This window comes from Neptuniibacter sp. 1_MG-2023 (assembly GCF_030547185.1).
GTDB lineage: Bacteria > Pseudomonadota > Gammaproteobacteria > Pseudomonadales > Balneatricaceae > Neptuniibacter.
Window position 1 is genome coordinate 1 of sequence record NZ_JAUOQR010000001.1, and the last position, 12,885, is coordinate 12,885.

10 protein-coding genes are annotated in these 12,885 nt (G+C 39.9%); 4 read left to right on the top strand and 6 right to left on the bottom strand.

All coding sequences use genetic code 11. The features are described from left to right. The 3 genes from Q4492_RS00005 to Q4492_RS00015 form a co-directional block, all read right to left on the bottom strand. A partial coding sequence (locus Q4492_RS00005; protein WP_303415089.1) for an MBL fold metallo-hydrolase occupies window positions 1-317 on the bottom strand: 317 nt, incomplete at its 3' end. A gap of 201 nt (window positions 318-518) precedes the next feature. Then, window positions 519-593: a pyrroloquinoline quinone precursor peptide PqqA gene (pqqA, locus tag Q4492_RS00010; RefSeq protein ID WP_075107977.1), complete on the bottom strand. Its 75-nt coding sequence runs from the start codon at window positions 591-593 to the stop codon at window positions 519-521. Window positions 594-799: 206 nt separating this feature from the next. Further along, window positions 800-2,584, bottom strand: coding sequence for a methyl-accepting chemotaxis protein (locus tag Q4492_RS00015; RefSeq protein WP_303415090.1), 1,785 nt, complete (start codon window positions 2,582-2,584; stop codon window positions 800-802). 890 nt (window positions 2,585-3,474) lie between these two features. Here Q4492_RS00015 and Q4492_RS00020 point away from each other — a divergent pair. From Q4492_RS00020 to Q4492_RS00035, 4 genes are all read left to right on the top strand, one after another. Continuing rightward, window positions 3,475-5,460 (top strand): sigma-54-dependent Fis family transcriptional regulator, encoded by a 1,986-nt coding sequence (locus Q4492_RS00020; protein ID WP_303415091.1) that lies wholly within the window; start codon window positions 3,475-3,477, stop codon window positions 5,458-5,460. A gap of 174 nt (window positions 5,461-5,634) precedes the next feature. After that, window positions 5,635-6,135 carry a hypothetical protein gene (locus Q4492_RS00025; RefSeq protein WP_303415092.1) on the top strand — a complete coding sequence of 167 codons (501 nt, stop codon included), beginning with the start codon at window positions 5,635-5,637 and terminating at the stop codon, window positions 6,133-6,135. 408 nt (window positions 6,136-6,543) lie between these two features. After that, entirely contained in the window at window positions 6,544-7,761 is a 1,218-nt protein-coding gene (locus tag Q4492_RS00030) for a hypothetical protein (RefSeq protein WP_303415093.1), read from the top strand. A 469-nt stretch (window positions 7,762-8,230) separates the two neighbouring features. After that, window positions 8,231-9,712 (top strand): aldehyde dehydrogenase, encoded by a 1,482-nt coding sequence (locus Q4492_RS00035; protein WP_303415094.1) that lies wholly within the window; start codon window positions 8,231-8,233, stop codon window positions 9,710-9,712. A gap of 286 nt (window positions 9,713-9,998) precedes the next feature. Here Q4492_RS00035 and Q4492_RS00040 read toward each other — a convergent pair whose 3' ends face one another. The 3 genes from Q4492_RS00040 to aldA all read right to left on the bottom strand — a co-directional run bounded on the left by Q4492_RS00040 (window position 9,999) and on the right by aldA (window position 12,843). Then, window positions 9,999-10,523 carry a DUF1097 domain-containing protein gene (locus tag Q4492_RS00040; RefSeq protein ID WP_303415095.1) on the bottom strand — a complete coding sequence of 175 codons (525 nt, stop codon included), beginning with the start codon at window positions 10,521-10,523 and terminating at the stop codon, window positions 9,999-10,001. Between the two features lie 352 nt (window positions 10,524-10,875). Then, complete coding sequence (locus Q4492_RS00045) at window positions 10,876-11,322, bottom strand: hypothetical protein (protein ID WP_303415096.1); 447 nt, start codon at window positions 11,320-11,322, stop codon at window positions 10,876-10,878. 81 nt (window positions 11,323-11,403) lie between these two features. Next, on the bottom strand, window positions 11,404-12,843 hold the full coding sequence (gene aldA, locus Q4492_RS00050) for an aldehyde dehydrogenase (RefSeq protein ID WP_303415097.1): 1,440 nt from the start codon (window positions 12,841-12,843) through the stop codon (window positions 11,404-11,406). Between the last annotated feature and the right edge of the window lie 42 nt (window positions 12,844-12,885).

A 12,885-nucleotide genomic window follows, 5' to 3' on the forward strand; every position in this document is an offset into this window, starting at 1 on the left:
TGGGGGCAGCCTTCACGCAGCATCAATAAGCCGGTGGTGTGGTCGATCTGACTATCCATATAGACGATCGCAGCAATACCGGTATCGCGGATCGCACGATTAGGTTGCATAGGGCCAAAACTGGCCAACTGTTCACGAATATCGGGAGAGGTATTAAAGAGGATCCAGTTCTCGCCATCAACACTGACGGTAATAGAGGACTGTGTTCTAGTTTTTGCATTGATAGTGCCGGCACGCACGCCTGCACAGTTACGACAGTTACAGTTCCACTGAGGAAAACCGCCGCCAGCAGCTGAGCCTAATACTTGTACTTTCATTATTATTCTTCTAGTTGGCTTATTTTATTACAGACGCTTTAGCATCAATAAAAATAAGAGGTGGAACTGAGCGCGAAAGGCGCCTAATCCAGAAAAAGCCATTCAATAAATTACTTTAAATTACAGCTATGATTAGGCGCCATTCTTACACAACTTAAAAAATACAGTTGCGACCATCATCCGGGGAAGATGAAATAGAGCTTAACGGTTTGCGAAATACATAGTAACTTCAAAACCGATTCTTAGATCGCTATATGTTGGTTTAGACCATTTCATAAGTAACTCCTATTATTAAATTTATTATCACTTGTTTTTCTATTGCTTCACAAAGTGCAACACCTGTTGCAGAAGCGGACAGCTATTTGCGCATTACAGGCATTACACTTCTCATCAAAATAATAAGCTAGATTCATGCCATTACATCAACTAACTCACTATTTAAAATTTTTATTTCCACTTACCAACGTCATATTTAAAAAACTTTACAAAAGCACATCGGGATTAAAGCCCATAATTAATGCACCCCAGTGCCTACCACCCACAAAGACAGGAATTGATAACTCATTAAGTATCTCGCCCGTATCGCGTATATAAGTCTGCATAAGGAAAGGTTGCGTATGAGTTGCCCTCCGCTGTTCTGAGCGGGTATCAAAGAAAATCCGTCTATTACGGCTCTGAAGATTATCAATTGAGAAATCCCCCGTCATAGGCTTAGACACTTTCTTATGATGCGTAGCTATATAACCACGCTGATCCACTAATACTGTATAGATAAACTCGGAGTTCAACTCTATAAAGCGATCAATGACAGCCTGAAAACAACCATCAAACTTATCCGTACAAGATGTTACAAATTTTGCTGGCTGCTGATCTGGATTAACCCGCTGATAATTAGTATCAAAAATATTACAGCGCTGACCAAGCTCTTCAAGCAATCCTTGCAGCTCACTATGAAAACCCCTGCCTTTCACAATAATGCTTTCAAATGCACCGTAGCCAATAATAAAACGAGATAACAACTCCTGGCTCTCCTCAGTCGATACCTCTAAATCATTAGAGAAACTTTGAGAATGCTCCATCTCCTGCTTAATCTCCGCAGAAATTTTAGTAATCAGATCCACCTGCTTATGGGAGCTTTTATTGGTATACGAAAGCTCATCAATCGCAGCACTAATACCGGACAACTGACCATCCACCTGCTCAAAGTCGGTTACCAACTGACCAAACTGAATATTTGTTTGCTCAATAAACTGCCCCGTTGACTCAACATAACCCAAAATATTCTTAGCACTACTACCCGTATCTGATACTAGGGATGACATCTGTGAGATATTTTTATCAATCTCACTCGTAGCTGAACCCACTTTTTGAGCCAACCCCCTAACCTCATCAGCCACAACCGCAAATCCTCGCCCAGCATCACCCGCACGCGCAGCTTCGATAGATGCATTAAGCGCTAACAGATTTGTTTGCTCAGAGAACTCCTGAACCATCAATAGTATTTGCGTTATATTTTGCGAATTTGCATGTAAGCTCGCGATTTTAGTTTGAAACTCACTAACTAGCTGATGAATGGCTTCAACCTGCTCTTGGACCTTCAGCAGCTCTGAACTTGAGCCCCGCACATCATTAAGATTTGATGAGTTCTGCTCGCTTATCTGGATAGTACTTCTAGCGATCTCATCTATAGCCTGAGTGGACTCACTGCTAGACTGAAAAACCTGATGCGCTTTATCCTCTTGATCACTTGCGTTATTACTTGCCTGCCCAATCACTTTTTTAAGACGCGCCGCCGACACCGCAATATTCACACTTCTCGAACGCGTATCCGCAATAATATCCTTAAGCTTTGAAGAGAACTCATTGTAACTCTGCGCCATGACTGAAATTTCGTCACAAGTATAAACAGGCAGCGTTACCGATATATCTCCCCCCTTCTCCTTAATAGCACTTAAAACCCGAGTAATATCCTGAATCGGTTTGAGAAAAAGGTGGCGCATAAAAAAAATAGTGAAAATACCACCTGCTAAAGCCAATCCAACCGTGACTGAAGCAGATAACCAAAACACACCTAATGCATCCCCCAACAACTGCTTAGTCGAGTCGCCCACCTCAGCAGACAACAAAATCGACTCAACACTTTGCGTATGACGATAAACTAAAACCATCAAAATAATATTAGGAATGATCAGAAAAAGGACATTACCTACTATCTTTTTAGTAAGAGAATTAAATAAAGTCCGTTCAATACTTTTATATAAACTCATATATCCACTGCTCTTCTTTTTATAATTATCTTTAAGAACTCAACCCAAAGCACTCGCTAGCAGACTTCAAAATTACTAGAAACTACTTTTTAACAACGAGTTATGAGTAACAACCAAAGCTGTTAATCATCAAGATATATGCCAAAAGCAAAGAAGAGAGAACAAAAGAGCAGCAACTAGTTGAAAAAGAACAAGTAAATAAAAGAGCTGGATAAAAAAACAAAAAAGAAGATATAAACACCCATAGCGCTTCAGCAAAGACAAGACAGACCGCCTAGCACTATACAAAATCCCAGAAAAGAGAATCAAATAGAGGGAAAATAAAATAATCCACTAAAGAAAACAAAAATCGACATCGACAACCTACCGCCAACACTATAGATTGCCAGCTCTCTATGAGCGATACTGCTACATGTGTAGCAACAATCATCTAATGTTTCATATTTGACACACCTGTCTCATTTCAACTCAAGATGTAAAATGCGCACCCGTCTGATAAAAAAAGAAACATTTGATTCAGCGCTGCAACAGACCGGTGCATAAAAACAACAATCGACTTATTTAAGTTTTAATTATCAAATAGTTAGAAAATATAAACACAAGGTGTTTTTTTTAGATCGCAATAAAAACGCCTCAATATTCCAACCAATTCGCATAGAAAAATTATACAATTTAAGACCAAGTTAGGAGCCAATTAACTATGCAAATCACACACATAAAAGAAAGAATTAGGCTGGCATACATCCTGCAAAGATTTCATGAACAATGTAGCCAAACATTGTTACAGTAGAACTCGTATAACAAAAATAAAAAGCCTTACGACTTAAATAGCTGAAAGCATTCTCTTTCACCTATATAAATAAGATTGTTAAGGCAGGAGCGAATCCAGCATGAGAAATATGCCACAAATAAATGGCACCAAGGACGTTGTCGCCTACGTAACAGGGAATTTCCAAGATCGAAAATTCACCCCCGGAGATCGTATAGCACGGTCATGGGAGAGAAGCCTATTAAAGCACGGCCTAGATCCAAAAACCCCTCGACCGGTAGATATCCTGACTCAGTATGAGATTCAAGAACAGTTACAACTTCACGAAGATTACCTGAATATTGCCCGAAATGGATTGACCGGCCTATCAAAACGAATTGCCGACGCTGGTTTCTCCGTTCTATTAACGGACGAATCAGGTTTAACCTTAGATGCACGACTCCCTAAAATGTCCAAAGAAATTTGGCAAAGCGCCGGTCTATTGGTTGGCTCAACGTGGGGGGAATCACAAGCAGGCACAAACGGCATAGGCACTTGCTTAGAAGAAAAAGAGTCCATGATAATTCATCATCATGAACACTTTTTTGCCAACCATAGCCAGTTAAGCTGTTCAGTTACCCCTATTTTTGATCCACTAGGCAACCTAAAAGGCTGCCTCAATGCCTCATGCCTTAATGCTTCAGGCAGCAAAGAAAGCCAATTTTTAACCCTGCAGATGATCTGCATGTATGGCCGAATGATTGAGAATAGTTATTTCCGTCAAACCTATCGTGGCCAGATCACCATGAACGTAAAAGAGACCAATAACTTTTCCGATCTGGCACAAGAACAATTACTAGCCATCAATGAACGCGGCGTTGTGATCGGGGCTAACCGCTCTGCGTTTGCAGAATACGAGCACCTCCTTGATAGAGACCAACAACTCTTAGGCATGCAAATTGAAGATATTGTTGGCTTAAATGTGGATCAACTACTCACCCAAAGTAACGGAGGCGCATTAACCGTTAGGCATCAATCGCCAAAATTACTGGACGAGATAGAGATAGCCATTCGCGTACCGGCCAACAAGCTAATAACAGCCTCTAATGAAAATGCAATTATAAAACCTAAAGAAGCACATAAACACAAACACCCGACTTTAGAAGAGCTAGCAGGCGAAGACGAGGGAGTACTTCGCAATGTTCAGCAGATAAGACATGTCATAAATAAGGACATTCCTATCCTAATAACCGGTGAAACAGGGACAGGCAAAGAAGCCTTTGCTCGCGCTATTCACGACGCAAGCGATAAAAAGAACGGTCCTTTCATCGCATTAAATTGTGCTGCGATTCCAGAATCTTTAATAGAAAGTGAACTCTTTGGTTATAAAAGCGGCTCCTTTACCGGCGCAAACCGAAAAGGAATGAAGGGTAAACTTGAACAGGCTAACGGCGGGACCATCTTCCTAGATGAGATAGGTGATATGCCAGCACAACTACAAACTCGTTTACTACGCGCCTTAGCGGAACGCGAGATAATGCCTTTAGGTGCAACCGCCCCCATAACTCTAGATATACAAGTTATCTCTGCAACACATCAAGACCTAATGCAGCATATTAAAGACAAATTATTCCGCGAGGACTTTTATTATCGACTCAACGGCATGTCACTAAAACTACCAGCCCTTCGAAATCGCAATGATAAAGACTTTATTATTGATTGCATTCTTGATCGAGAACTAGGTGGCTCTGCTGATGTAGTCTTTGCCCCTCAGGCTCGACAGATACTTCACGACTATCACTGGCCTGGTAATATACGCCAACTAGCTAACGTACTACGCTACGCTTTAGCTGTATCAAAAGAAAAACACATTACAATTGATGATCTACCTATTGAAGTTCGTGCATCGAAAGAGCTCTTCAAGGAAGAGGAAGTCATCCCTGAAACAGAGAAACCAATGAGTCTATCTGATTTTGTAAATGATGAGGAAGGACGCCGCCTAGTCGATGCATTACGTCAATATCGCTGGAATATCACTCAAGTCTCTGAAGAATTGAATATTTGCCGCTCAACCGTTTATCGAAAAATGAAAAAATATAACATCGTTCAACCGAATGATATCTATTGATTCTTTAATGACGAATCTTAAGGCTGGGAATGCCTCATTTCCAGCCTTAAGATAGATAAAACATCTACTTATTATTCACCATTTTCATACGAACGCCCTTCAAAAACTTACCACTCAGACTTCATGCTAATTGGCATAACACCTGCATTAAATTTATCGATTAAAAGCAAATCTATGAATTTATCACTTAGAATTGATAGATCAACGGAGAAAATAAAAATGTTAAAAAAAATACTGCCATTGTTTTTTATTATTTGTTGTTTTAGTGCGCACGCTTCTGACATAGCAAACACTAAAGAGTCATTATTGGAACGCTTTTTAGCAGCCCATGAGGCCAAAAACTATTCTGATATAGAAGCTTTAGTAAATTGGGAAGGTGTCAGAAAATATAAAGCCAAAATGGTACGTGTTTATACACGTAACAACTTTGGCCGCAAAGTAGCGAAAACCGAGTTTGAAGAAGCTGATACTGAGTTCTTAAATAACTTCTCTGTAGGTAACAAAAAATATCATAGCAATATGCCTGTTACACATTTAATGAGAATCTACTTTGAAAACAGCGACAAAGAAAGCAAAACAAGCAAAGAAGAAGAGTATAATTCTGTTGTATACCTTGTTGGAAAAAGCGATGAAGGTTATAAAATAGCAATCACGCTTGATGAGAAAAAATCTTAATTTAAAATACCTTTTAAAAATAAAAGCACTTTAAATAAGTGCTTTTTTTTATCAGAGAATGCTACATATGTTTCTTAAAAGATACAGATGAAACATATAATGCAACAATTACAACATCTCTCCCTATATTAAAAAAACAAAACAAAAAAAGAACAGTTGTCGCAAATTTAAAACATTAATGCGACATATGATTTACAAAAAAACAGACACTAGAAAAAACATTTAGTTCAAAATAAATACAAAAAAATCATTTCTCCTTATTTTTCAAAAACATATAAATAAAAATCCCACTAAAAACACATCTGGCACAGCAATTGCGATATTAAAGTCGGCTAGAGTAATTAAATTTAATTATTTTAAAAAACCAAAACAAAAACTTACTTATAAAAAAGTTAGGGGGATTCGTTAATGAAACGAACACTAATCAACATGAATGTTGCCGCTGCAATTCTTGCTATGTCCGCTGTAGCAACGACAGCAACTGCTGCAGAATTCATGGATGGAAAAATCAAAATCAGTGGCGCGGCTATGCAGTCATGGCAATCAGGCATTGATGTAGAAGGAGCAGCAGCTAATCCTGCTGATGCATCCTCAGATTCTGCATTCCAACGCATGCGCTTTGCATTGAACATCAATGCTCAAATAGCTGAAAATGTTTCCGTATTCGCTGAGTTAGCTGAAGAACCTAACGACTGGAATAATGGTAGCGCTGCAATTAGCCAAGATCTAGGCTGGATTCAATTCGACCTACCTAACAACACAGGTGTTCGCTTAGGTAACGTTGTTTCAACAACTCAAAACTTTATCCGCTACTCAGATGGTGCTGCTGTACAAAGCAACCCGTTCGTAGGTAACGGTCTAGTCGACATGATTACTGCTGAGGAAGGCCTATGGGCTTACGGTTCTCACAATCTATCTGGCGGCACAAACGTAACTTGGGATGCTGTATTAGCAACACCAGATTTCTTCACAGATTTCTCTGCAGGTCACGGTTATAACCTTGGTTTACGCGGTACTATCAACCTAGAAAGTGGTCTTTCTTTTGGTGCTGGTACATTTAAAACTAACCACGATCAAGCATCAGTTACTGGCAAAACAGCTGGTTCATTGATTGCTGTTGGTGATGGCGATAACTATCAGTTCGCAAGCACTGCTCCAAACGCACGTGCAACACACCCACTGATCGTTCCAGGTGTTGATGCCTTCATTTGGCAGGCTGATGTTCAATATAAAGCTAACAACTTCCTTGTACACGGCCTTATCGGTCAAGCGGAAGATGATTATAGCTGGGCAGGCGGCCAAGGCGCATTCGATACAACATACGTAGCTCAAAAGTCTAAAATGGCATTCTGGTCTATCGAAGGTAAATACGATATCAGCAATGACTTCTATCTTGCTGCTCGTTATGCTGAATCAGAGAACAAAAGTGCCGGTATCAGCGGCCCTAACGAAGCGACTCGTTTACAAGTTGGCGCTGGCTACTGGATGAACGATTCTACTTTATTTAAAGCTGAATATGTTAAACAGGAAGAAGATCAGTTCTCCGGCGGTGGCGCTACAGACTCTAGCGTTGCTGGCGGCGCAGAGTGGGATGGCTTAATCGTCGAAGCATCTGTAACTTTCTAACAGGTAAAGATGGGAGCCCCCCCCTTCGGGCTCCCACCTTACTAGCTAGAGAATTTCTTCATCAATTCACCCTCCGGTGATCTTGAGCACCTTTTTAAGGTGCTCTTTTTTCACCTTTGAAGAAAACATACTGCCTCAGTTTTCTTCAAAACTACTGTCACGACAGCAGTGGCTTTGGCCTGCCTAAGTTCGCACTCTGAGGCAGGTCCTTTTTGTGTATATAGAGTTGCTAAATAAAACATGTAAAAAGTAACAAATGTTGCATTTCTAAAACACTAATCTCTCCGCTGCGTCGTTCCTTTCTTAATAATATTAACTTTTAGTAAAAATCCACCTAAAACTAAAAAATACATATATTTAACAGACAATTACGTTTAAATATTTTTATTCAGACACTTAAAATCTGGCACATATACTGCTGAATAAACCACTTCATAATAAAACTAATGAGTAGCCAATGGAGCAATGTATGAACGATCTATTAAGTTCTCAAGCAAAAGAGTTTTTGAGCCAACCGATCCCTCAATTCATTAACGGTACATGGATTAATAGCGAAAGCGGAAAAACTACAGATGTTATTGACCCATCCTCTGGGTCGAAAATTGCCACTGTCTCTTCTGGTAACGCACAAGATGTTAACCTTGCAGTAGTAACAGCAGACAAAGCATTTAAAAGCTGGTCAGCACTATCACCTGCCGAACGCGCTCAATATTTAAACCGCCTTGCAGACAAGCTTGAAAGCGAGTCAGAGACTCTCGCTCAACTAGAAGCCCTTGATGTAGGTAAGGCATTCGTAAATGCTGATGGCTTTGACATTCCTTTCGGTATTGAATGTGTACGTTACTATGCAGATCTTGCAGTAAATGCGGATTACGGCAAAACTTTAGATTTAAAAGATATGGACGCGCGCGTCCACCGCGCCCCTTATGGCGTTTGTGGTTTTATCTTTCCTTGGAACTTCCCTTTTGACCTTCTCATGTGGAACGTTATACCTGCATTAGCTGCGGGTAATACTGTTGTTATAAAACCTGCCGAGTTAACACCTCTAACTACTCTTTATGTATGTAAGTTAGCTGAAGAAGTTGGCATTCCTGCTGGCGTAATTAATGTTGTTGTTGGTGCAGGTCGAGCTGTAGGCACACCACTTATTGAGCATCCTAAAACACGCCGTATATCATTTACAGGCTCTTCCGGTGTAGGCAAACAGATAGCATCCATGTGTGGTCAACGTCCTATTCCTTGCAAACTAGAGCTTGGCGGTAAAGGTGCTGCGGTTGTCTTTGATGATGCTGATATAGATAATGCTGTGGAGCAGCTTGCAGGCGCGATCACTCTAAACACTGGACAAGTTTGCTGTACCGCAACGCGCTGGTTAATTCACGAAAACATCTACGATCAGTTTGTTGAAAAAGTAACAACAAAATTGAAAAGCACTGTTATTGGTCCTGGTATAGATCCAAAAACAGAGATGGGACCTGTCGTGAGCCAAGCCCAACAAGATACAGTCCTCGAGTATTTAGATAAAGGCTTAACTGAAGGCGCCGTTGAAGTATTAGCAGGGGGTAAGGTTTCTGTTGATGGTCATGATGGTGGCTACTACGTAGCACCTTATCTATTAACAGGCTCACCTAACAACATCTGCTTTAAAGAAGAGATCTTCGGCCCAGCTGCTTTTCTTGTTAAATTCAAAACTGAAAGTGAAGCACTAGATCTAGTTAATAGCTTAGAATACGGACTAGCAAATAGTGTATTCAGTCGTGATATCGAACGCTGCAACCGTGTAGCAGAACAGATGATTGCAGGGAACAGCTGGATTAACGCTCATAACGTTTTTGCATATGGTTTACCTTACGGCGGGATCAATATGAGTGGTGTTGGTGGTGGCGTAAACTCCCCAGAAACATTCTATGATTACTTACGTGAGCTAACGATTGCTAGACCTCTTGGCTAGCCCTTATTACTCTTAAAACAAAACCGGGTATTTATATAAATACCCGGTTTTTTTATCTCTAAGCTAGCTCCTCTCATATCCCCCTTTCACATCAATATTTACCCCTAATTATTTTCAGCAAAGAGCCCACTTCATAGCATTTTTAAGTGACAGAAAAATATAAAAAAAGCCCTAAACCAAAGATTTAGGGCTAAAGCCGCCGTGAATAGCGGATGGATTTGGTACCACCGTAGAAGATGCGGTACCGAGAGCGAAGGGTACTACTCGTATAAAAGGGTGAAAAACCTTATGCTTCTGCTGACACTGCGCCTGCTGCTAAGGTTGAAAGCTTTCCAAAAACAGCGCCCAAAATAAATGATAGAGAGATGATTAATAATGGGTTTTCAAATGATGCTGATGTTAATGTCTCTAAAGACATCTTCCCTTCAGTCTGAAGCAGGTAAGCGAAGGTTGCAGCATAAGAAAGAACCGATGCAGGCACCGCTCCAAAAATTGAAAGGTTAGAAGCGAACACTACGGTAAAGGCAGTTACTGCCACGACTATTGCCGCCCATAATGGACCACCTAAAACTTCACCTAATGGAAGTTTTAATAGAATAAAAGCGCCTATCCAGCCAATAACAACGCCGAATACGCCGCAAACAATAGTATTTTTGAATGCAGTATTATCCGCGCCTAAAGCAGCAAATGCTGCCCACGCAACGAAGATCGCCCAAATCAGAACGAGACCTGATAAAGGACTAAGTGCCATCCAGGTAGCTAACGCACCGAATATAGCGATACTTAAAGAAGTAGCGGTTAAAGGGTTCATAAATGACTTTTCCTTATTTTTCTTAAATTTATGTCATTAAATAAATGATGTAACTAACCATTTATTAACTATCGACATAAACAAAGCAGTTATAATGCCAACTCAGCAGAAAACTAAAATTAACAATAAAACCTTATAAAACAAGGAAAAATACCTTTAAAAACTGAAACAAACAAAAACAAAGCTGCATCAAGTGTCGCAATTATAAAACATAATATATAATTTAAAATACAGAAAGCGACACTCAAAAAAGATATCGAAATAGAAAATGCATTTAAAACTATACACTTTCATTTAAGGAGACATATAAAATATTATTTTTATATAGGGACTTTTAAGAAAGGAATTAAAATTAGTCTTTTACGATAACAATTATTGAATTAGAAGGGATAGAACTAGGTGATATTATTTCTATATTGTTATTATAGTAACCAGAAGCACCGCTAATTCTATGTAAAGCGACCTCAATGCAGTCAACTACATTACGTTCCTGAACGACTAATACAGAGTAGTTAGATAAATCAGCCAGCCTTATACTATCGTTAACATTCTGATCTACAAATAAGATCGAGCTTTCCTCAACAGCTAATAACGTTTGAAAGACAATAACGTTTAAATGTTCACGGTTATAAGAAGAATTAATATTTTCCGTATCAAAGTAGATCTTTGGCTCATACACTAAAAGGTCTTCATCTATTAGTTCTAAATGAGTATAAATAACCTCAGGCAAAGCGTCCTCTGTTTCTATTTCATAAACAGGGATATTTAATAATGATAATTTCCTTTTTAATTTTTCCATAGATGCCCCAAAATCAAATAAAATGAGGAGCTAGTTCGCTCCTCATTTTCAAGCATTGGCTTGCTAAGAGTTTATCGACACTTAACGCTGAATATAGGCAACATGGGTATGAGTATATTCATACAAACCATGCTTACCGTCAGCACCACCGATACCAGATTTACGAACACCTGCATGAAAGCCCTGCATCGCTTCAAAGTTTTCACGGTTTACATAAGTTTCACCGTAATCCAACTCATTAATCGCTTTCATCGTTTCATTTAAATCACGCGTATAAATCGACGAAGTTAATCCATACTCAGATGCATTAGCAATAGAGATCGCCTCATCAAGATCATTTACTATCTGGATAGGAAGTACGGCACCAAAGATCTCCTTATTCATGATCTCCATATCACTTGTACAACCAGAAATAACTGTCGGTTGGTAATGGAATCCTTTACCCAAATCAGCAATAGATCCACCCGTAGTTACTGTCGCACCCTGCTCTTTTGCCTTTTCAACCATTGCTGCAACTTTATCTAAACCAATCTTATTAACCAAAGGCCCCATATCAACATCTGGGTTTTCAATTGGATCACCATAAGTGGTTTCAGCCATAGCTGCGGTCATTTTACTAATGAATTCATCAGCAACTGATGCGTGAACATAAACACGCTCTGCACAGTTACACACCTGGCCTGAGTTAATCACACGAGAGTTTTTGATTGCAGTAACCGCTAGGTCAATATCTGCACTTGGCATAACAATCGCTGGCGCCTTACCACCAAGCTCAAGGTTTAACTTAGTAATATTTGGTGCAGCAGCAGCCATGATACGAGATCCTGTCTCAACACTGCCCGTAAAGCTAATAAGGTCAACACTTGTATGAGTTGTCAAAGCACTACCTACACCAGCACCTGTCCCACACACAACGTTAAATACGCCCTTCGGTAGATCAGTTTCTGCAACTAACTTAGCAAACTCAAAGCAGTTATTAGGTGTTTCTTCACTAGGCTTGATAACAATAGTGTTACCTGTAACTAAAGCTGGCGCCATTTTTCTTGCAATAAGAAAAAACGGGAAGTTCCAAGGTAAAATACCTGCAACTACACCTACAGGCTTATGAAAAAGGAAAATATTTTCACCTGGACGGTCACTTGTAATTACTTCACCCTCTATACGGCGAGCCCACTCAGCCATATAGTCCATATAGTCGGCAGTAAAGTCCACTTCGACTCTAGCAAGGCTTAGCACTTTACCCTGCTCTTCTGTAATGATTGTCGCTAGCCTATCTGCATTTTCACGAATTTTGTTTGCAATAACTCGCAAATAGCCCGCACGCTCATTTGCTGGTTTTGCAGCCCAATCTTTCTGTGCTGCTTTTGCAGCACCAACAGCCAAGTCAACTTCATCAGCTGCAGAATTAGGGACATGGGATAATAATTGGCCATTAGCAGGATTAAATACATCAATAGTTGACGCAGGCTCCGCCATAAATTCGCCATTAATATAATTTCTATAAACAGGGGCTTCTAACATGACATATTCTCTTTATTCTTATGGGGGGGGAAATAAGAGTCA

What these genes read in the sequence shown, in the direction of transcription:
- Q4492_RS00015 (WP_303415090.1), bottom strand. Translation starts at nt 2,584, where the DNA reads ATGAGTTTATATAAAAGTATTGAACGGACTTTATTTAATTCTCTTACT.
- Q4492_RS00020 (WP_303415091.1), top strand. Translation starts at nt 3,475, where the DNA reads ATGAGAAATATGCCACAAATAAATGGCACCAAGGACGTTGTCGCCTAC.
- Q4492_RS00025 (WP_303415092.1), top strand. Translation starts at nt 5,635, where the DNA reads ATGAATTTATCACTTAGAATTGATAGATCAACGGAGAAAATAAAAATG.
- Q4492_RS00030 (WP_303415093.1), top strand. Translation starts at nt 6,544, where the DNA reads ATGAAACGAACACTAATCAACATGAATGTTGCCGCTGCAATTCTTGCT.
- Q4492_RS00035 (WP_303415094.1), top strand. Translation starts at nt 8,231, where the DNA reads ATGAACGATCTATTAAGTTCTCAAGCAAAAGAGTTTTTGAGCCAACCG.
- Q4492_RS00040 (WP_303415095.1), bottom strand. Translation starts at nt 10,523, where the DNA reads ATGAACCCTTTAACCGCTACTTCTTTAAGTATCGCTATATTCGGTGCG.
- Q4492_RS00045 (WP_303415096.1), bottom strand. Translation starts at nt 11,322, where the DNA reads ATGGAAAAATTAAAAAGGAAATTATCATTATTAAATATCCCTGTTTAT.
- aldA (WP_303415097.1), bottom strand. Translation starts at nt 12,843, where the DNA reads ATGTTAGAAGCCCCTGTTTATAGAAATTATATTAATGGCGAATTTATG.